The following is a 20,848-nucleotide window of genomic DNA, read 5'->3' on the forward strand; positions in this document are numbered from 1 at the left end:
CTAGGGTGCGGCCGGCGGGGCGGGCGTGGCGTTCGTGCCGCCGATCAGGACGGCAGTGTCGCAGGTGGTCGGCGGGTCGACGGCGGGCGGCGCCCCCACCTGACTGCACGTGACCGTCACGACCAGAGTTTCGCCGTCGGCCACCACGAGCGGAGACTGGAAGTGGAAGTCGACCGTGCGGAAGTTCTCCAGGGCGAGGTCGAAGACGATCGTCTCCCCGTGCCGCACGACCACCCGGCCGAAGTCGCCCTGCGGGTTCGAGAAGACCCAGTCGGTGACCCGGAGCGTGGTGTCCTCCGGCACGGTGTGCGAGGTCGTGGCCGTGGCGCCCTGCCCGGTGTCGACCTGGAGCCGGAGGCTCGTCGGGACCACGATCTCGGAACCGCCGAGGATGTTCGTGACCGCGTCCTCGACCTCGACGACGCGCTCCTCGGCCGCGGCGGCGGAGTTCCCGGCCGTCTCCGCGGCGGTCTGCGCACCGGCGGCGGCCTCCTGGGCCTGTACCGCTGCCTGCTGGGCCTGTTCGGCGGCCTCGACCGCCTCCTGGCGTTCCTCGGCGACGGCGGCCTGCGCGGCGGACTCGATGGTCGGGCGCAGCACGGTGAACCAGAGCAGCGCCAGCAGGGCGAGCAGCGCCAGCAGGGCGAGCAGCGCCTTGAAGAACCACTTCGGCAGCATCGCCGTCTGTACGTGTGAGCCGTCCAGGGCCACCGGGGTGGTGGCATCCGCGGCGGCGGACACGACGAACGGGTGGGTCACGTCCGGCCCGCGCCAGAACGACTTGACCGGCCTGACGTGTACCTTCGCGAAGGCTGCCTGACCCGGCTCGACCACCAGTTGCGGCGGCTGGATCTTGAACGTCAGCTGGGACTTGTCGTCGGCGCCGGCGAGATTCACCGTGACCGGCACGTTGCCCCGGTTGTCGACGGCGACCTGATGCGTCGCGCCGCGGCGCCCGTGTGAGGAGCGGGGCACCAGCTCGGCGGTCGTGTCCAGGTACGGCAGCACCTCGACGACGCCCTCGGGGATCACCGCCTCCTCGGGGTGCTCCATCGGCACCACGCGCACGCCGAAGTCGAACGAGCCGGCCGGGACCGTTCCGTCCTTCGGTGGGCGGAACGTGATGGAGGCCGTGGTGGAGGTGTCCGGGTAGAGCCCGTCGATCTGGGCGGGCTCCACGGTCGCCCAGGCGCCGGGGGTGCCGAGCACCTCGATCCGGTAGCCCTCCACGATCGTGCCGGTGTTGCGGATGCTCAGCGGCACCACGGCCTCCGAGCCGGCGGCCAGCCGCAGGCTCGTGGAGTCGAGTTTCGCCAAGGTCGTCATGTCGTCGACGGTATTCCCGCAGGGGCTTCGCGGGACCGCCCGGGAGGCGGGCCATGCGGGCAACGCTGCTGCCCGGTGAGTCAGCGTTGATTGCACGATCAGTGCGCTGAGCACACTGGTGCCCGAGCACCCGGGATCAGAGATCGGGTGGGGGATGGGACAACTGGACATGGAACGCGTAGAAGTGTGGGTGAGTGCCCGCGATCCGATCTCGGAGGCGGGCGTGGTCAGTGCGCTCCGGCCTCGACCCGAGGTTCGGGTCCTGCGGTCGGATGAGGCGGATGACGCGCGGGTGGTCGTGGTCGTCACGGACGCCGTCGACGAGGAGGCGCTCCGGACGATCCGGGTGGTGCACCGTCGTGGACTGAGCAGGCCGGTCCTGGTGGCCGGCACCCTGGACGGCTCGGACGTGGTCACGTCGGTGGAGGCCGGAGCAGTGGGTCTGGTGCGTCGCAGCGAGGCGACGCCGGACCGGCTGATCCAGGTGATCACCGGCGCCGCTGTCGGGGAGGGCAGCGTGCCGCCGGATCTGCTCGGGCGGCTGCTCGATCAGGTGGGGACGCTGCAACGGCAGGTGCTGCGTCCCCGGGGGCTGACCTTCACCGGTCTGGCGACCCGGGAGATCGAGGTGCTGCGGTTGATCGCGGACGGGTTGGACACGGCGGAGATCGCTCAGCACCTGGCCTACTCCGAGCGCACCGTGAAGAACGTGCTGCACGACGTCACGACCCGGCTCCAGCTACGGAACCGGTCGCACGCCGTCGCCTATGCGCTGCGCGAAGGCCTGATCTAGGCGGACTCGGCGGGCGCGGGTGCCTGCCCGATCGGGCAGGCGCCGCTGCCTGCGGGGCGGGCCCGGTGCCGCTGACGTGGGCGGGCCGATCGGGCACCGTGGGGTTCGATGCGGCGATCGGCCTGTCCCCGAGTAGGACGAGCCGGATTCAGGGAAGAGGGACATGGCACGCACGTTGGCGGTGACCGCGGCGCTGGGGCTGCTCGCCCCGGCCGCCGTCGCGGCCGTGCCGATGCCCCCGATCACCGCGGACCTGCCGGCGCCGGACGCGGCGTCCACGCGGGTCGCCTTCACCGAGCGTGGTGGTGGGCTCGGCCAGGCGGCGTGGAGCGTCGGCACGGCCGGGAGCCTGCCCGACTCGGACGTGGAGCGCCTGTCCGGGCGCGAGGGCGACAGCGAGTATTCGGTGGTCTACGTACCGTCGGCCGAGCAGGCCGTCTCGTCCTTCGTGCGCACCGACGAGTCCGGCGTCGGTGACGTGTACGTCCAGGTGGTGGGCACCGACGCACCCGTGCGAATCACCTGTGACGACGCGCGCGTCTCGCATCCGGTGGTCTCCCCGAACGGTCAACTGGTCGCGTACGCGACCAGCGTGGACGACGGGCCGTGGCGGATTGCGGTGGCGTCCATCGGGGATCCACCGTGCGAGGGCGGCATGGTCGAGGAGGTCCCGGGCGGTGACGGGGACGATCTATGGCCATCGTGGTTGCCCAGCCTCGAGTCCAACGACCTCGTGTTCTCCTCCACCCGGGACGACCCGCTCGGCGACATCTACCTGGCCAACCTCGGCTCGAAGCCTGCGTTGTGGCGGATCACGTCCGATCCGGCCGCGGACACCCAGCCATCGGTCGGGGCTGTCGGGAACGGCGTCGCACTTGCATTTGCCACCACCCGGTACCGAGCCGATGGCTCAGTCGCCCTGGTGGATCTCTTCGCCGCCTCACCGGAGGAACTCGAGGACCAGGGGGAGATCTTCGACCCCTGGTCGCCATTCTCCTTCGCTGGCGTCCAGGGCAGCGAACCCGCTTGGGGCCTGACACAAGGGGAATGGCCATCGGACGCGGTGCTCCTGATCACCAGCACCAGCCTCGGACCGTACGGGGACATCATCGACGCCTCGGTCAGTTACGGCGGCGAGGGGGTCGGCGCCCAGCGGTTCGACTTCGAGTACCAGGGGTGGACGTTCGGCGATCCCCTTGTGCCCAACGCGGAGTCGCATGCAGCCTGGACGGATCCACCGGCGGGTGGCTCGGGGCCGCCGGAGATCGATACCGTCGTGACAGCGTCGATGGGCTCAGCCGACTCGAACCTCGGCGACGTGGACGCGCGCACAGGGAGCGGTCGACGGGTGTCGACGGCGTCGATCCCGGACGCGGACGATGCCGACCCGGCGTACTCGCCGGACGGCTCCTGGCTCGTGTTCAGTTCGGAGGCGGTCACCGAGGACGGCCGCACCGGGAGCCGTCTCATGCTCGCAGCGGCGGACGGCAGCGTGACGTACCCGCTCAACTACGCCTGGGATCCCGGCGAGCCCGTACCGCCAGGGACGGAGTTCCCAGGAGACCTTCGGGTTGCCCAGGACATCAACCCGACGTGGTCACCCGACGGCACCCGGATCGCATTCGAACGCCTGCGCCATCTCGGGGAGGAGTACGACCGGCAGGTCCTCGTGGCCGACTTCGTCCCCGGCGCGGGTGGTCCGGGGATCCCCGTGGCGACGACCACCCCGGTCACGGATACTTCCGCGGAGTGGTACGTCGGTGAGCCCGACTGGTCGCCGGACGGCCGGTACCTGGTGGGTACCAGTGGAATGGGGCTCGTCCTGATCGATCCAGAGACCACCGACCCCGCGAACTCGGCGATACCGCTCCTCCACTACCCGGAGGGCTGCCTGCCGGAATCGTGTTCACCCTCCACGATCGAGGGCCGGGCGCCGACGTGGTCACCGGACGGGACCACGATCGCTGTCGCCGATGCCTACATCCCGACGAACATGTCCAGCGCGGCGATCGCGGCGGTCTCGGTGCCGTTCGATGTGCGTGGCGGCATCGCGCTCATCACGTTGGATCCGGAGGACCCAACCGCGCCGTTCATCGACGCCGTCCCTGTTGTTGGGTTCGACGACGAGGGCGTCCCAACCGCGAGCCGCTTGGAACTGTCGGCGGCGACCGATCCCGCCTGGTCCTCGGACGGCTCCGAGATCTACCTCGCCGGTAAGCCCGCCGGGCTCGCGGACGACTGGGGAATCTACGCGGTCCGCCCAGACGGTGAGGGCCTGCGCGAAGTCGCCCAGGGTCCCGGACCGGAGACGGAGCCGACCGTCCAGCCAGACGTGGACCTGTCCCTGACGATGGCGGCGAGCCCGAACGTGGTGCCGGTCGGCGGCGCCAGCGAGCTCACCCTCACGGTGCGCAACGAGGGCCAACGCCCCGTCGGCACCTACCGGGTGCTGCTGGAGGTGCCGGCGGAGCTGCAGTTGGGTGAGCCTCCGCCCGGCTGCACGCTCGACGACCTGATCCTCACGTGTCTGCCGACCGAGCCGATCGGCCCGCTCGGCGTGAGCATCCTGACCCTCACCGTGCTCGGGCGCGTGCCGGGCACCACCGCGGAGGTCACCGCCGTGGTGCTGCCCGGCGGACCGGACCGGGACGCCGGCAACAACCGCGCCGCAACCTCGATCACCATCACTGGCAGCAGCGACCAGCAGACCGACCTCGACCTGACCCTCGCGGTGAGTCCCCCGACCGGGTACGTCGGTGGCCAACCGATGATCGCCAGGATCACGGTCACGAACAACGGGCCCGCGGCGATCACGAGTGCCACCGTCACGACCGGGTTCCCGGCCGGTGTGGTCCCGACCGCCCTGAACATCTCGTCCACGGCCCCGGACGATCTCGCGCCACCGGTGGACCTGACGGACCCCGCGACCGTGGCGTGCCTGACCGGAGCCGGGTCCTGCCCGATCGGCCCGCTCCTGATCGGCGACTCCGTCGTGCTGGAGGCGAGTCTGCTCCCGGTCGGGCCCGAAGGGACCGGCCAGCTCACCGCAACCGTGGCGCTGGAGGCGACCGCGGCGCATGTGGACGTGGACCCCACGAACGATGCGGCCACTGCCGTCGTGAGTGTCCTTCAGCCGGAGATCCGGTTGCTGCCGTCGGTGGCCCGCCCCGGTGACGCGGTCCTGGCCTACGGTGAGGACTTCCCGCCGGGGCAGGCGGTGATGCTGACCTGGAGCCAGGGCATCACGGTCAATCCGGGACCGTACGTGGTCAGTGCGGAGGGCCGGCTGGTCATCCCGCTGGTGCTCGTCTCCCGCGACCTCCTCGGGGAGCGGGACGTCATCGCGACCTCGCCGGCCGGCGCGTTCGGCGAGGTCCGCGGCCCGCTGCTGGTGGTCGCACGGTCCATCCAGGCACCCAACTTCCTGTTCAGGGGCTGAGGCATGATCACCGAGGTGGACACCGCCCTGCGCGCCATGGTGCGTGCGGCGCTCGGCGGCGCCGAGGCGGACGTGGTCCTCGACGCGCCGACGACCGAGTGGGCAGCGCGGCGCAACGCCCCGACGGTCAACCTCTACCTCTACGACCTGCGCGAGGACCTCCGCCGGCGGACGAGAGGAATCATCGAGACGCGGACGCCGGAAGGGGTCACCCGGTCCCACCCGCCGCGGTACTTCCGCATGTCCTACCTCGTCACGGCCTGGACGCAGCGGCCCGAGGACGAGCACCGGCTGCTCGAGGTGGTGCTCGCCCACCTCGTCCAGCACGAGGTCCTCCCGGACCATGAACTGCCGCTCCCGCCGGGTGCGGACCCGCTCATCCAGCTGCTCGTCGGTCTGCCGCCCCCGGAGGACCGTGGCTTCGCCGACGTGTGGAGCGCGCTCGGTGGGGAGCTGAAGCCGTCGATCGACGTGGTCGTGGTGGCGCCGCTCGCGGTACAGCCGGGCGAGGCGGCCGGCCCGCCCGTGCGCGAACCGCTCGTCCTCGATGCGCGGGACGTGCTGCCCGACGGCGGAGCGGACGTCGGGCGGAGCAAGCACAGTCCGCCGCCGCGCACCGAGGCGACCGCGGCTGCCGGCGCGCAGGAATCGTCGCCGAAGGCCAGGGCGCGGCGGCGCCGGTGACGACGACCCAGGACCCGGCCCGGGTCGAGTCGCCGCGGGCATCAGGCCCGACGGCCGATCCTGAACGGCTCCCGGCGGCGGGCGCGGGTGGGCCGGGCGACCGACCAGAGGGGGAGGCCAGCATCACGCACCTGCTCGGTCGACTCGGGGTGATCGAGGAGCGGATCCGCGGCCTCGTGACGCAGCGGCGGGCCCATGACCCGCAGCCCGACGATCCGTTCCGGGGGCTGTACCTCAGCGACGAGGCGGTCGAGGCGATTCTCGAGCGCCGCCCGGAACTGCCGCTCTCGACCACGGCATCCGCGCGCCTGACGGACTGCGAGCGTACGGCGGACACTGCGCAACGGTCCGGGGCTCGGCTGCGCCTACGGGAGGTTGCGGACCGGTTCGGCCTCGATGCCCTCGACGTCGACCTGCTCCTGCTCGCGCTGGCCGCCGACGTCGACCCTCGGTTCGGGCAGCTCTTCGGCTACCTCAACGATGACGTGACCCGGCGGCGGCCGACCGTTGCGACGGCGCTGACGCTGTGTGGCCGGCCGCTCGGGTCCGGAGCGGCCCGGGCGCATCTCGTGCACGGACCGCTGATCAGCGGACGCCTGGTGCAGGTTGACGACGCCGACCAGCCGCTGCCGGTGCGGACCCTGCGGATACCGGATCGGGTGGCCGCTCATCTGCTCGGCGACGACAACCCGGACCCGGCGCTCGTCGGCGCCCTGGTGTCGGCCCCGGATGCCGTGTGGGGGGACGTGGGACCGGTGGCCCGAGCGCTCGCCGCGGGTGTGGACCTCATCCACGTGCGCGAGGCGGCCACGGGTTCGGGGCGGCTGCTCGCCATCGGTGCGCTGCGCGAGCTCGGTCGGGACGCCGTCGTGCTCGACCTGCAGCACCTGGCCGAAGGTCCGGAGCCGGCCGAACTCGTGGACCTGGCGGTGCGGGAGGCGATGCTCGGCGGGGCCGGACTGGTGGCCGGTCCCGTGGAGGCGCTCGGCGAGGTGCCGTCGGCGCGAATCGCGCTCACCGGCCTGGCCGGGCGCCGCGGCCTGCCGGTACTGCTCGTCGGTACCGTCCCGTGGGACCCGGCGTGGGCGCCCCGGACGCCGTTGCTGGTCGATGCGCCGGCCAGTACCGATGCCGAACGTGCCCAGTTGTGGGCGCTCGCCCTGTCCGAACCGGGTGCTCCGGTGAACGCCGACGCTCCATCGGTCGCAGGCGACGCCGAGCCGGACGCCGACGCCACGTTCGAGGAGGAGGCGCTGGATGTCGCGGCAGCCACCTCGCAGTACCGGCTGAATCCCGAACAGGTGGTCCGGGCCGCGCGGGCGGCCCAGGTCCAGGCGCGGCTCGACGGCGGCCGGCTCGCGGCCGAGCACCTGCGCCGGGGTGCCCGGGCGGAGAACGGCACCGCGCTCGACCGGCTCGCCCGCCGGATCGAACCGGCCGTCGGCTGGGAGGACCTGGTGCTACCGTCGGCCACCCTGACCGGGCTGCGGGAACTGAGCCTGCGCGCGCGTCACCGCGAGCGCGTCCTCGGCGACTGGCGGATGCGGCCCGGTGGTGGCCGCGGACACGGGGTGGCCGCGCTGTTCGCCGGGGACTCCGGCACCGGGAAGACGATGTCCGCCGAGGTCGTCGCCGGGGACCTCGGCCTGGAGCTGTACGTCGTGGACCTGGCCACCGTGGTGGACAAGTACATCGGCGAGACGGAGAAGAACCTCGAACGGATCTTCGCCGGCGCGGCCCGGATGAACGCCGTGCTGCTGTTCGACGAGGCGGACGCCGTCTTCGGCAAGCGTTCCGAGGTCAAGGACGCCCACGACCGGTACGCGAACGTCGAGAGCGCCTACCTGCTCCAGCGCATCGAGAGCTTCGACGGCCTGCTCATCCTGACCACGAACCTGCGTGCCAACATCGACGACGCGTTCACCCGACGGCTCGACGTGCTCGTGGATTTCCCCCTGCCGGACCCCACCCACCGGCTCGCGCTCTGGGACCGCTGCCTCGGCACCGTGGTGCCCCGGGCGGACGACCTCGACCTAGCCTTCTGCGCGGACGCGTTCGCGCTCGCGGGCGGGGCCATCCGGTCCTCGGCGGTCACCGCCGCCTACCTCGCCGCCGCCGACGGCGCACCGCTGGGGATGGGCCATCTCGTCACCGCCGTCCAGCGTGAGTACCGCAAGATGGGGCGCCTGAGCCTACCCGCCGAGTTCGGTAGGTACTGGGACCTCATCGGCTGATGCGTGCCGCGCCCGGCGTCCGCTGGACCCCGGTGCCCCAGCGGGCCGCCGACCGCGCTGAGCGACCCGGCCGGCCTGCCCGGACGGTCCCCCCGCGGTGCCCGATCGGGCGCACCGGCGACCATGTGCCGCAGGGCCAGGAGATGGCAGCATCGCAGTCCACCGACCCAGGACTCCCGCGTCTGAAGAGGGGTGTGCGATGCACAGCCACGACCACGCCGACGAGATCGGCCCGGTCCGGCCGGGCTCGACCAGGCGCACCAGCGATGAGTCCGGCGCATCCCCGGGCGCCGCGCGACCTGGCCGCCCGGACGTGCTCGGTTCGGAAGGACTGCTCCGTCTGCAGCGCGCCATCGGCAATGCGGGGGTCTCCGAGCTGGTCGAGCAGGAGCGGTCCCCGGTCCTCGACGTGATCGGGTCGGGTGGCGGGAGCGCCCTCGACGAGGGCGTCCGCACCGACATGGAGGCGCGCCTCGGGCACGACTTCAGCGACGTCCGGGTGCACACCGACGGGGCCGCCAGCGACTCCGCAGCGGCCGTCAACGCCCACGCCTACACGGTCGGCTCCAATGTGGTGTTCCAGCGGGACCGGTACGACCCGGCCTCACAGGCCGGCCGCACGATGCTCGCGCACGAACTCACGCACGTGGTGCAGCAGCGCGGCGGCCCGGTGGACGGCACGCCCACCGGTGACGGGGTGCGCGTCAGCGACCCGTCCGACCGGTTCGAGCAGGAGGCGGCGGCGAACGCGGAGCGGGTCATGTCCGGGCCGGCGCCGGTGCAGCGCGAGGCCGAGGAGGAGGAGCTCCAGGGTGCGTTCGTGCAGCGCGAGGCCGAGGAGGAGGAGCTCCAGGGTGCGTTCGTGCAGCGCGAGGCCGAGGAGGAGGAGCTCCAGGGTGCGTTCGTGCAGCGCGAGGCCGAGGAGGAGGAGCTCCAAGGAGCCTTCGTGCAGCGCGAGGCGGAAGAGGACGCGCTCGACGCGTGAACCGAGGGTGCCCGTTCGCGCACCCGCTGCTTCCCGACTGCTCGTCCGCGCGGACACTGTGCCCGCCCTCGGTGCCCGGCAGGCTGGCCTTCCCACCATCGAAGCGCCCGAGGAGGCGACATGCCGACGTATCTCTCGCCAGGCGTATATGTCGAGGAGGTTGAGGCTGGGTCACGACCGATCGAAGGGGTCGGTACCTCAGTCGCAGCTTTCGTCGGCCTGGCTGCGAAGGGCCCGGTGAACGAGCCGACGCTCGTATCCAACTGGACCCAGTTCTCCGAGACCTTCGGGGACTTCATCTCGGGGTCGTACCTGGCCCACTCCGTGTACGGGTACTTCCTGAACGGCGGCGGCAACTGCTACGTCGTCCGGATCGGCGCGAACGGTGCCGACGGTGCCAAGTCGGGACGGTCGCGGGCACCGAAGGCGCTGCCCGCAGGGCCCGCCAATGCCCAGATCGGCGGCTACCGCGTGGTGGCCAAGGACGACGCACCGAAGGGCAAGAAGGTCAGCGTCGAGGTCGCCGACGCCGGCGGGGAGAACCCGCCGGACGACCAGTTCAAGCTGGTCATCAACGTCGAGGGCAAGGAGACGGAGACCTTCGACAACGTCACGACCAAGCGCGGTGCGGACAACGTCGCCACGAAGGTGAACCAGCACTCCAAGCTCATCACGATCGAGGAGGTGGCCTCCGGGAGCGCCCTCGCCAAGCCGGACAAGGGCACCGTGGCCCTCGTCGCGCCCGAGCCCGAGCCGGAGCCGCCGTCGACCACGGACCTCGGCGCCGACGACTACATCGGCGACGCCGCCGACCGCACCGGCTTCAGCGGCCTCGAGGCCATCGACGAGGTCACCATCGTGGCCGTCCCGGATCTGGTGGCCGCGCTGGAGCAGGAGGCGATCGATCTGGAGACGTTCCAGGCCGTGCAGCTGGCGATGATCGCCCACTGCGAGCTGATGGGCGACCGGATGGCGATCCTGGACCCACCGCCGAACCTCAACGCGCAGCAGGTCAAGGACTGGCGGGTCGGCGGAGCCGGCTACGACTCCAAGTACGCGGCGCTGTACTGGCCCTACGTCAAGATCTTCGACCCGGGTGACGGATCGACCAGGTTCGTGCCGCCGTCGGGCCACATGGCCGGCATCTGGGCCCGCAGCGACGGTGAACGTGGCGTGCACAAGGCCCCGGCGAACGAGGTCGTGCGCGGCGCCATCACGCTGCAGACACAGATCACCAAGGCCGAGCACGACCTGCTCAACCCGGTCGGCGTGAACGCGATCCGGACCTTCCCGGGCCGGGGCGTGCGGGTCTGGGGTGCGCGGACGCTCTCCTCCGATCCGGCGTGGCGGTACATCAACGTGCGGCGGCTCTTCAACTACCTGGAGGAGTCGATCCTCGGTGGCACCCAATGGGTGGTCTTCGAGCCGAACGACCGAGCCCTCTGGGCCCGGATCCGGCGCACGATCTCGGCCTTCCTGGTGAACGAGTGGCGCAAGGGCGCACTGTTCGGCAGTACCCCCGACGAGGCGTACTTCGTCAAGTGTGACGACGAGACGAACCCGGCGGAGGGCATCGATGCCGGCCAGGTCGTCTGCCAGATCGGGATCGCGCCGGTCAAGCCGGCCGAATTCGTCATCTTCCAGCTGTCGCAGTTCTCCGGCGGCACATCACTCGTGAGCGAATAGAAGGAGCCGAACAATGCCACTCGCAGACCCACTCGACTCATCATCCGCCTACGCCTTCAGGGTCACCATCGACGGCATCGAGATCCCCAAGGTGATCGAGGTCGGCGGCCTGAAGTCCGAGGTGGACAAGATCGAGATGAAACAGCAGATGAAGGACGGCAAGTACGTCGTCCGTCAGATGGTCGGCCGACCGAAGCCGGGGGAGTTCACCGTCACGCGGGGCCTCACCGACTCGAAGACGATCAGCGACTGGCTGAAGACCGTGATGCAGGGCGATATGGCCGGGTCACGCAAGACCGCCGCGGTCGAGCTGCTCGACTACCAGGACGGGCTGCTCATGACCTACAACTTCACCAACTGCTGGGTCCGAAGCCTCGAGGTGACCTCCCTCAAGGCCGGGGCCACGGAGCAGGCGACCGAGAAGGCGACCGTCTGCTACGACGAGGTCGCGATCGTCTGATGCAGCGCACACACGCCACGTTGGCGCCGGCCGATCCGGATCAGGAGGCGCTTGAGCCTGCTGCTCCGGATCGCTCGGCGCTGCGCACCGAGTTCGACTTCGAGTTGCCGCGCGGCTTCATGGACGGCGACGGAACGGTGCATCGTCGGGGCACGATGCGCCTCGCCACGGCGCGTGACGAGCTCCTGCCGCTCTATGACGCGCGGGTTCAGGAGAACCCGGCGTTCACCACCGTGGTCCTCCTGGGCCGCGTGATCACGTCGCTCGGCACCCTCGGGGTCGTCAACGCGAACGTGGTCGAGAACATGTTCGCCTCCGACGTGGCGTTCCTCCAGGACTTCTACCGGCGGATCAACGCCGAGGGGCACACCCGGGCGGCGGTCACGTGTCCGTCGTGTTCGCACCGGTTCACCCTCGACCTCTCGGGTGGCCGCCTGGGGGAATCGTGACGTACGCGGCCGATCGCATCTACCAGGAGGTCGCGTACGTCGCCTACCACTTCCACTGGTCCCGTGACGAGATCCTCGATCTGGAGCACCCGCAGCGGCTGCGCTTCGTGTCCGAGATCGCGGACATCAACCGGCGTCTTTCCGAGGACAGGTGAGCCATGCGATGGCCCTGGCAACGAGCGAAGGAGACGGCACCACCGACACCGGCGTCGCCCTCGCGCGGGCCGGCCGGCCAGGCGGCAGCTGAGCCCGGGCCGGCCGGGTGGGCGTTCCTCCCGCCCCTGCAGCGCACCATCGGGCCGGTCCAGCTGGTGCACCGCCCGACGGCGTTCCCGCACTCCCTGAGTTCCTGGTCGTCGCCGTCGTTCACGGGGGCGATGACGCACCTCGTGGACGCGTCCGCGCCGTCGGGGGTCGTCGACGGCGATCGTCGTGGCCTTCCAGGCACCGGTGCGCCGACCCACCGCGCCGCCGCATCGGAACTCACGCTGCTGCCACCCCCACCGCCCTCGCCCCGGGTCCAGCGGGCCGCCCTCGGCGCGGCGGGCCCCCTGACCCGGGCCGGCGCCGACGTGCGGGGACTGCCGGTGCCCCACCCCGTCGTCGTTCCAGACACGCCCGCCCGGATCGATCCAGGGCCGGACGCCGGGCCCAGCGATGACGGCGGGAGTGACCCGGTGGCGCCCGCGGCTGGACCCGAGGAGCCCGAGCCGGTCGCCGACGACCCGGTCGGATACTCCGAGGGCGGTGCGACGTTCGTGCCGATCGTCGCCGCCCCGCAGCCGCCGTCGACCCACGAGGGGATCGGCGCCGCGGGCATGCCCCTGCAGCGGACCGGCCCGGCGGCGCCCGCGCCGCTCGCGCGCCCCGCGTCGGAGGTGGTGCCCCCGCGCCTCGGGCTGGGTGCACCGCTGCCGACGGCGGATGTGCGGGACACTGTCGTCGCGCCTTCGGCCTCGGCCGGGTCGAGCTCATGGCCGACCCCGGCACAGGTGCCGGGCGCGGTGTCGTCCCCGGCGCGGCCACCCGGCAGCGGGTCGTCGCCGACAACCGCGCCGACCGCAGCCCGGGGAGAGGCGACCCAGGCAGTCGGTCCACCGACCCCGGTCGAGCCGAGCGTGGCGGAGGCGTCGGCGGCCGCATCGCCTGCGACGGCGGGCCTCCTGGGGCCGACGCCGGGCACGCTCGGGCCGCGACCGGGTGGCGCCACGAGCGGTCCGGCCCTGGGTTCTAGTGACCTCGCGGATTCGGTAGGTCCCGCCGCGACACCGCTGCCACTCCAACGGTTCACCCCCGGACCGGGGCCTATCGGTCCGGATGGCGGACCCACGCTCGGCTCGCCGGGCCCGGAGCCGGTGGGCTCGGCGACCCCGGACGACCCGATATCGACCACGGCACCGGGCCTCGTCGCAGCGCCGACGGAGGTACCCATCGTGGGCGGCATCGGTCCCGAACCGCGTGCGGTGGATCCGCCGATCGTCCCCTCGGTCGATCCACCGCACGCCCCCATGCCGCTCGCGTCGCCGGCCGTCACGGAGGCTCCCGGCAACGTGCCGAACGGGCCTGGAACCGTCGGCCTCGGAGCTGTCGTACCAGGTCCGGAGCCCCAGATCGACGCGGGGCGGACGCCCTTACAGCGTCTCCCGGAGCCGGGCGCCACGCCGGCGTCGAGTGTGCCGGCGGCGGGCACGACGAGCCGAGAGCCGGCATCGGCCGCCGTGCCCGCACCGGTCCTCGATGACGCGACCGGCGTCGGGTTCAGCGCGGGCGTCGGGTCCGGCACGGGTGCCGGGTCAGCAACGGGTGCAGGAACCGGGACGAGCGCCGGGCGCGCGGCAGATCGGCCGACGCTCGCGCCGCTGCAACGCGTGGCCGAGCAGTGGCACAGGGTCGCGGGCGCCGTCGGAGCCGGCGCGCCGCCCCAAGGTCATCCGGTGCCGGGCCACGCCGCGCAGCCCCCGCTGGTCCAGCGAGCAGCGGTGTCCCCAGGTTCCGCCGCCTCGGGTACCGCAACCCCGGGCGCTGCGGGCTCGGGCACCGCGGGCTCGGCCGAGGCGCACCACGCAGCACCGGTCCGTACCACCGGCGCCGCCGGGACCCCGGACACCCGAACGGATCCGGGCCCGGCCTCGGCGCCCGGCACCGCCCACGCGGCGAGCCCTTCCGACGAGGAGTCGGGCGGCGGCATGGACTCGAGTGCGCCAGTACCCGGCGACCCGATGACCACGTTCACGGACACCGGGATCCTCTCGCAGCGCACCGGGGCCGGCTCGATCGGGACGGATGCTGCACCCGACCCCACGCCGGGCCCGATCTCCGGCGGCCCCGGGGTCGGTGGGCCGGGGGTGGACCTGCCCGTCGCGTCGGTCGGCGGGCCGGCAGCCCCTGGAGCCGCGTCCAGTCAGGCGTCGGTCGGGACAGAGTCGTCAGTGGGGTCGTCGGTCGAGACCCAGTCGTCGGTGGAGACCCAGGTGGCGGTGGGCGCCCAGCTTTCGGGAACCCAGGCGCCGGCACCGACCCGAGCGCCTGGGGGAACACCGGCGTCGATGCCCCCGGTGGTCGCCCGAACCGTCGCCTCGGGGGCGGCCCTCGCCGGTACGCGGCCGGCAGGGCTTGTCCTGGCTGCGCCGCGGCCTGCGCGGTCGCCGCGGCCGGTCGGCCTGATCGGAGACACCGGCCGCGGTCCGCTCGCCATGCTCACCCGCACCTCCGACGGGATGGCCGCCGCCGGCCCGCGTGCCCCCGACCAGGCTCGGACTCCCAGCGCCGAGGCGGCCACGACTCTGGTCGCGCCGGACTGGGACCCGGCGTCAGCCGACTGGGCATCGCCCACCACGGTCGGCGACCCGGTCGTGTCCCGGACCGCGGTCGACGCCGAGGAGCTCCCCGTCGCGCGGGCGGTCGGCATCGATGGCATCGAGACCAGCGTCGCGCCGAACCGACCCCGCAGCCGTCCGTCCCCGCGTTCCCGTGGCGGATTCCTCGGCCGCCACCGCGGGCCTGGCGCGACCGCGCCTGGCGACGGCTCCGACGCCGCCCGGTCCGCCGCGATGCCGCTGAACCAACCCGCGGCCCAACCCGGCCCGCCGTCGACCGCCGCACCCGCGGCGAACCCGACCCCCGCCGTCGCCCCGGCTGCTGCCGCAGCCACGCCCGTGGTGACCACGGTCTCCCGCTCGGACCCACCGCCCGACGGCGGTTCGTCGGCCCTGCGCGACCTGTCCGCGGGAGCCGTCGACGAACTGGCAGATCGGTTGGCCGGCCCGATCCTGCGACGGCTTCGGACGCAACTGCTCGTTGACCGCGAACGCCGCGGGATGCGCACGGACCTCCGGTAGGGAGAGGACGAACATGCTCGAAGACATCGAGACCGGCATCGGGGTCCAGTACACCGTCAAACTCGACGGCGTCGACCTCGGCGCGTTCAGCTCGTGCAGTGGCCTGGGCTGCGAGGTGGTCATCGAGGTGCGCGAGGAGGGCGGCAACAACGGCAACCCGTGGCAGTTGCCGACCCGCCTGAAGTACCCGAACATCACCCTGTCCCGCCCGCTCGGCAAGGACACCACGAAGGTCGCCGAGTGGTTCTCCTCCATCGCGAAGGGGTACAAGCGCCGCACCGGCGCCATCGAGGCGAAGACCGTGGACGGGCGGGTGATCGCCAGCTGGGGGCTTATGGACATCGTTCCGGTCCGCTGGTCCGGCCCCACGTTCAACCCCGACTCCCCTGCCGTGCTGACCGAGTCGGTGGAGATCGCCCACCACGGGTTCCTCGCCCCCGGGTCGAAGTGAGGACGTCATGCCTCCCGCACCCGTAGCGTTCGAGGCCGCCGGGGCCGGCGGTGCCGGCTCCCCGGCGCGGCTCGAACACGCCTACCTGCAGCTGCACGAGCCGTCCATGGACGGGTCGCTGTCCAAACCCGGACCGAAGCTGGACCGCATCGACTTCCAGTTCAACCCCAAGGAACTGAGCCTGTCGAAGCGGGCGGTATGGAAGGAGAGCCCGGCCACCGGCAACAAGAAGGCGGGACCGCCGCAGTACACCGGGCCGCAGCCGACCTCGCTCACCCTGGAGATGTTCTTCGACGCCTCGGACACGCTCGACTCCTCGGTGGTGAAGAAGGTCGAGCGGTTGTTCTCCTGCTGCGTGCCGACGTCGGCGTCGTTCGGGCAGAAGAAGGCCTCCCCTCCTTGGGTGCTGTTCCGGTGGGGCGCGCTGACCGGGTTCCTCGCCTACATCGAGTCCGTCACGGCGACCTACACCCTGTTCACGTCCGCCGGGTTGCCGGTTCGGGCCACGTGCACGGTGACGCTGAACGAGATCGCCGGGGAGCAACCCGGGCAGAACCCCACGTCGGGCGGGCTCGTGCCGCGCCGGGAGCACGTGCTCCGGGCGGGGGACACGCTCGCCGGCATCGCCTATGCCGAGTACGGGGACCCGTCGCTCTGGCGGGCGGTGGCCGAGCTCAACGGGGTGGACGACCCGGTCCGGCTCCGGCCCGGGCGTCGGCTCCTGCTGCCTGCCGTCGACGAACTGCCGCGCGTGGCCGTGCCTCGCGGTGACCGAGCGCGGGAGGTGGCCCGTGCCGGCGACTGAGACCTTCACCTCGAGCCTGATCGTGACCGTGGACGGGTCGCCGCTGACCCCGGTCCTCGCCGCCGCGCTGGTCTCCGGCTCCATCGAGGACGCGATCCGCCTGCCGGCCGTCTTCTCGCTGCGGTTCGCCGACCCGCAGGCAGACCTGATCGACAAGGCGGGACTGAAGGTCGGGTCCAAGATCGCCCTGAAGGTGCAGTCCAGCGGCACCGGTGGACCCGACGAACTGCTCACCGGCGACGTCACGGCCCTCGAGGCGGAACTCGGGCCGGCCGGCATGTTCGCGGTCGTCCGGGGACTCGACGTCTCCCACAAGCTCCAGCACGGCACCCGGATCAAGGCCTACTTGAATGTCGGTCCGGGTGACATTGTGCGCACCATCGCCGGGGCACACGGGCTCGGCGTCGGAACCGTCGACGTGAGCACCCCGATCTTCACGCACATCACCCAGGACGGGATCAGCGACTGGGAGTTCCTCGCCAGGATCGGGGACCGGGTCGGTGCCCGGCCAGGTGTCCGAGCCGGGAAGCTCGACTTCCTCGCCCCGACCGACTCCTCAACCGCACCCGCGCCGGGTGGTCGCGACAACCCGCTGGTCATCGAGCGGGGCGTCGACCTCGAGTGGGTCCGGGCGACGGTGACCTCCACCGGTCAGGTGACCGGTGTCGAGGTCCGGGGCTGGGATCCTGTCCAGAAGCGGGAACTCGTCGCACATGCCCCGGCAAAGACCAAGGTGGGCAAGGTCGGCGCCGGGAACCAACCGAGCACGTTCGCATCGAGGGTGGGCGCATCCAGCCACGTGGTCTCCCGCGCGGCCTTGCGCACCCAGGCGGAGTGCGACGTCGAGGCGGCGGCGCTCGCCGAGCGGATCAGTGGTGGGTTCGCGGAGATCGAGGGCGGCGGATACGGTAACCCGGCGCTCGCGGCCGGGGTCGCCGTGCGCGTGGTCGGGGTGGGGAAGACCTTCGAGGGGACGTACACCCTCACCCAGGTCCAGCACGATTTCACCGCGGAGGGTTTCCGGACCTCGTTCACCGCCTCCGGCGCCTCCGAGCGGTCCCTGTACGGCGTCACTCGCGGTGCGGACCACTCCGCGGTTCGCTCGGGCGTGATCCCGGCGATCGTCACGAACCTCAAGGACACTGACGGCCGCGGGCGGGTGAAGGTCAAGTTCCCCACCTACTCGGGCGACTACGAGAGCGAATGGGCCCCCATGGTCCAGGTGGGCGCGGGCTCGAAACGCGGCACGGTGGTGCTGCCCGAGGTCGGCGACGAGGTCCTGGTCGCGTTCGCCGAGGGGGAGTTCGGCTCCCCGTACGTCCTCGGGGGCCTGTACAACGGCCGCGACCTGCCGGACAAGGCCTGGAGCGCGCACATCGGCAGTGATGGCAAGGTCACCCGGCGGGCGTTCGTCTCCCGCACCGGGATGCTGGTGGAGTTCCTCGAGGACCCGGGCGGTGAGTCGCTCGTGATCAGCACGAACGCCGGCCAGCAGCGCATCACCCTCACCCAGAAGCAGCAGGCGGGCATCGAGATCTTCTCCGAAGGGCCCGTGACCATCAAGGCGAAGCAGGACGTGGCCGTCGAGGCGCAGAACAACATCTCGGTGAAGAGTGTCGGTGGCGACATCACCATGGAGGCGATCAATATCAAGCTCAAGGCCACGGCAGGATTCGAGGCCGCAGGTGCCACTGCGAAGGTCGCCGGCCAGTCCACGGCGGAGGTGACCGCCGCCAACGTGAAGGTGAGCGGCCAGGCCCAGGCCGAGCTCTCGGGTGGCGCCATGGCCACCATCCGCGGCGCCCTCGTGAAGATCAACTAGGCGGGAGGCAGGCATGGGTCAGGAGTTCATCGGGGCCGGCTGGTCCTTCCCGCTGCGGCTGGACCGGACCGGCCGGGTCGCGCTGGTACGCGAGACCCGCGAGATCGAGGAGGCCATCCGGCTCATCCTCGCGACCTCGCCCGGGGAACGGCCGATGCGCCCGGAGTTCGGGTGCGCCATCCACGATTACGTCTTCGCACCGGCGAACGCCGCGACGGCCGGCGACATCGCCTACGTCGTGCGGGTCGCGCTCGAGCGGTGGGAGCCTCGCATCGACCTCGAGGACGTGGTGGTGCGGTTCGACGCCGTCGACGACGGCGTCCTGTACGTCGACGTCGTCTATTCCGTCCGCGGCACCAACGAGCCGCGCAACCTGGTCTTCCCGTTCTATGTGATCCCCACCCATGACGAGGCCGGAGCCTGACATGCTGCCCACCCCGAACCTCGACGACCGCCGCTTCCAGGACCTCGTCGACGACGCCAAACGGATGGTCCAACGGCACAACCCGGAGTGGACGGACCACAACGTGTCCGACCCCGGCGTGACCCTCATCGAGACGGTCGCGTTCATGACCGACGAGCTGTTCTACCGGCTCAACCGGGTCCCCGACCGGCTCTACCTCACGTTCCTCGACCTGCTCGGCATGAGCCTGCTCCCACCCACGGCTGCCACGGCGGACGCCACGTTCTGGCTCTCCGCCGAGCAGCCGGAGACGGTCGTGGTGCCGGAGGCGTTCGAGGTCTCGACGCTGCGTACCGAGGACGACCCGGCCACGAGGTTCGCGACCGTCCGCCCGCTGGAGGTGCCGCCGCGTCGCCTCGCGCATGTGCTGACCCACGGTGCCGAGGGCGAACCGCTCTCGCGCGACGATGACCTGCTCGGCGGGGACGGGTTCGACGTCTTCTCCGGGAAGCCGGTCGAGGACGACGTGCTTCTCCTCGGCCTCGACGAGCCGGCGCCGTCGTGTGCCGTGGTGCTGCGCTTCGAGTGCGACGTGCAGGGCGTGGGCGTCGACCCGCGGAACCCGCCGCTGGTCTGGGAGGCGTGGGACGGTCGGCGCTGGGTCGGGTGCGACGTGGACAGTGACGGGACCGGCGGGCTGAACCGGGCCGGGGACGTCGTGGTGCATGTCCCCGAGACCCACACGGCCTCGGTCATCGGGCGGATCCGTGCCGGCTGGTTGCGGTGCCGGGTGATCCCCGCGGACGAGGGCTATCCGTTCTACAGCGCGTCCCCGACGATGAGTGCCGCGAGCGCCTTCACGATCGGTGGCACGGTTGCGGTGGTCCACGCGGAGACCATCGACGAGGAGGTCCTCGGCCTGTCCGAGGGCACGCCCGCGCAGGTGTTCCCGCTCGAGCACCGCCCGGTCGTGGCGGGCGGCCCGCCGATCGAGCTCGATGTGGCCGACGGCGGTGGCTGGCAACGCTGGACGGAGGTGGACTCGTTCGCCGGTGCCGGCCCCGACGACCACGTCTTCTGGGTCGACCGGGCGCAGGGGGCGGTGCACCTGGGTCCGGCGGTGCGTCAGGTGGACGGTTCGCTGCGTGGGTACGGTGCGGTGCCGCCCAAGGGCGCGCCGCTGCGGGTCCGCAGCTACCGCACCGGGGGCGGCCCGGCCGGCAACGTCGGCGCCAGGACGATCGGCGTGATGCGTGCCACGGTCCCGTTCGTGGACCGGGTCGAGAACCGGCGCCCGGCGCTCGGTGGAGTCGCGGCGGAGTCGGTGGCCGAGGCACGCCTACGTGGACCGCTCGCGCTGCGGACCCGGGACCGGGCGATCACGGCCGAGGACTACGAACAGCTCGCCCGCGCTGCGGCGCCCGGCATCGCGAGGGTCCGGTGCGTGCCCGCCGTGGGTGACGACGATGCCGGTGGCGTGCGCGTGCTCGTGGTGCCCTCGGCAGTTCCGGACGACGAGGGCCAGCTCCGGTTCGAGGACATGGTGCCCTCCACCGATGACCTTGCCGCCGTGGCCGCCTACCTCGACGACCGGCGGCCCGTGGGCGTGCGCGTGCTCGTGGAGCCACCGTTCTATCAGGGGGTCACCGTGGTCGCCCGGCTGAGTCCGCGACCACGCACGACGGCGCACGTGCTCGAGCGGGACGCCGTCCGGGCCCTGAACAGGTACTTCGACCCGCTCACCGGAGGGCTCGACGGCCAGGGGTGGCCGTTCGGGAGGCCGGTCCAGGCGGGCGAGGTGTACGCCGTGCTGCAGCGGCTGCCCGGCACGGAGCTGGTCGAGGACGTCAAGCTGTTCGCGGCGGACCCGATCACGTCCCGCCGTGGGGAGCCGGTGCAGCGGATCGAGCTGGACCAGCACGCGTTGGCGTTCTCCTACCGTCACCAGGTCCGCGTCACGGCGGGGGACTGAG

General features: G+C 72.0%; 16 protein-coding genes. 15 read left to right on the top strand and 1 reads right to left on the bottom strand.

All coding sequences use genetic code 11. The annotated features are described in order from the left end of the window. Complete coding sequence (locus tag KCQ71_RS12820) at nucleotides 1–1,326, bottom strand: COG1470 family protein (protein ID WP_223406433.1); 1,326 nt, start codon at nucleotides 1,324–1,326, stop codon at nucleotides 1–3. A 190-nt stretch (nucleotides 1,327–1,516) separates the two neighbouring features. Between KCQ71_RS12820 and KCQ71_RS12825 the strand changes: the two genes are divergently transcribed. From KCQ71_RS12825 to KCQ71_RS12895, 15 genes are all read left to right on the top strand, one after another. Then, complete coding sequence (locus tag KCQ71_RS12825; RefSeq protein ID WP_223406434.1) at nucleotides 1,517–2,119, top strand: response regulator transcription factor; 603 nt, start codon at nucleotides 1,517–1,519, stop codon at nucleotides 2,117–2,119. Nucleotides 2,120–2,282: 163 nt separating this feature from the next. Next, nucleotides 2,283–5,558, top strand: a complete 3,276-nt coding sequence (locus KCQ71_RS12830) for a DUF11 domain-containing protein (protein ID WP_223406436.1) — start codon at nucleotides 2,283–2,285, stop codon at nucleotides 5,556–5,558. 3 nt (nucleotides 5,559–5,561) lie between these two features. Then, complete coding sequence (locus tag KCQ71_RS12835) at nucleotides 5,562–6,242, top strand: Pvc16 family protein (RefSeq protein WP_223406438.1); 681 nt, start codon at nucleotides 5,562–5,564, stop codon at nucleotides 6,240–6,242. After that, nucleotides 6,239–8,476, top strand: a complete 2,238-nt coding sequence (locus KCQ71_RS12840) for an ATP-binding protein (protein WP_223406440.1) — start codon at nucleotides 6,239–6,241, stop codon at nucleotides 8,474–8,476. The genes KCQ71_RS12835 and KCQ71_RS12840 overlap by 4 nt, the downstream gene beginning before the upstream one ends. A 199-nt stretch (nucleotides 8,477–8,675) precedes the next feature. After that, nucleotides 8,676–9,461, top strand: a complete 786-nt coding sequence (locus KCQ71_RS12845) for an eCIS core domain-containing protein (RefSeq protein ID WP_223406442.1) — start codon at nucleotides 8,676–8,678, stop codon at nucleotides 9,459–9,461. A 237-nt stretch (nucleotides 9,462–9,698) separates the two neighbouring features. After that, nucleotides 9,699–11,147, top strand: coding sequence for a phage tail sheath family protein (locus tag KCQ71_RS12850; RefSeq protein ID WP_223406444.1), 1,449 nt, complete (start codon nucleotides 9,699–9,701; stop codon nucleotides 11,145–11,147). A gap of 13 nt (nucleotides 11,148–11,160) precedes the next feature. Continuing rightward, complete coding sequence (locus tag KCQ71_RS12855; protein ID WP_223406446.1) at nucleotides 11,161–11,607, top strand: phage tail protein; 447 nt, start codon at nucleotides 11,161–11,163, stop codon at nucleotides 11,605–11,607. Next, entirely contained in the window at nucleotides 11,607–12,056 is a 450-nt protein-coding gene (locus tag KCQ71_RS12860; protein ID WP_223406448.1) for a hypothetical protein, read from the top strand. The genes KCQ71_RS12855 and KCQ71_RS12860 overlap by 1 nt, the downstream gene beginning before the upstream one ends. Beyond that, nucleotides 12,053–12,211 (top strand): DUF6760 family protein, encoded by a 159-nt coding sequence (locus KCQ71_RS12865; protein ID WP_163541680.1) that lies wholly within the window; start codon nucleotides 12,053–12,055, stop codon nucleotides 12,209–12,211. The genes KCQ71_RS12860 and KCQ71_RS12865 overlap by 4 nt, the downstream gene beginning before the upstream one ends. 3 nt (nucleotides 12,212–12,214) lie before the next feature. Then, complete coding sequence (locus KCQ71_RS12870; protein ID WP_223406450.1) at nucleotides 12,215–15,394, top strand: hypothetical protein; 3,180 nt, start codon at nucleotides 12,215–12,217, stop codon at nucleotides 15,392–15,394. Nucleotides 15,395–15,407: 13 nt separating this feature from the next. After that, entirely contained in the window at nucleotides 15,408–15,845 is a 438-nt protein-coding gene (locus KCQ71_RS12875; protein WP_223406452.1) for a phage tail protein, read from the top strand. 7 nt (nucleotides 15,846–15,852) lie between these two features. After that, nucleotides 15,853–16,650: a CIS tube protein gene (locus tag KCQ71_RS12880; protein ID WP_223406454.1), complete on the top strand. Its 798-nt coding sequence runs from the start codon at nucleotides 15,853–15,855 to the stop codon at nucleotides 16,648–16,650. Beyond that, a complete protein-coding gene (locus KCQ71_RS12885; protein ID WP_223406456.1) occupies nucleotides 16,637–18,472 on the top strand; it encodes a VgrG-related protein in 1,836 nt (611 codons plus the stop codon). The genes KCQ71_RS12880 and KCQ71_RS12885 overlap by 14 nt, the downstream gene beginning before the upstream one ends. Nucleotides 18,473–18,485: 13 nt before the next feature. After that, complete coding sequence (locus tag KCQ71_RS12890; protein ID WP_223406458.1) at nucleotides 18,486–18,896, top strand: GPW/gp25 family protein; 411 nt, start codon at nucleotides 18,486–18,488, stop codon at nucleotides 18,894–18,896. 1 nt (nucleotide 18,897) lies between these two features. Next, on the top strand, nucleotides 18,898–20,847 hold the full coding sequence (locus KCQ71_RS12895; protein WP_223406460.1) for a putative baseplate assembly protein: 1,950 nt from the start codon (nucleotides 18,898–18,900) through the stop codon (nucleotides 20,845–20,847). The last annotated feature ends 1 nt before the right edge of the window (nucleotide 20,848 follow it).

It is taken from the genome of Occultella gossypii (assembly GCF_019947135.1).
GTDB lineage: Bacteria > Actinomycetota > Actinomycetes > Actinomycetales > Beutenbergiaceae > Occultella > Occultella gossypii.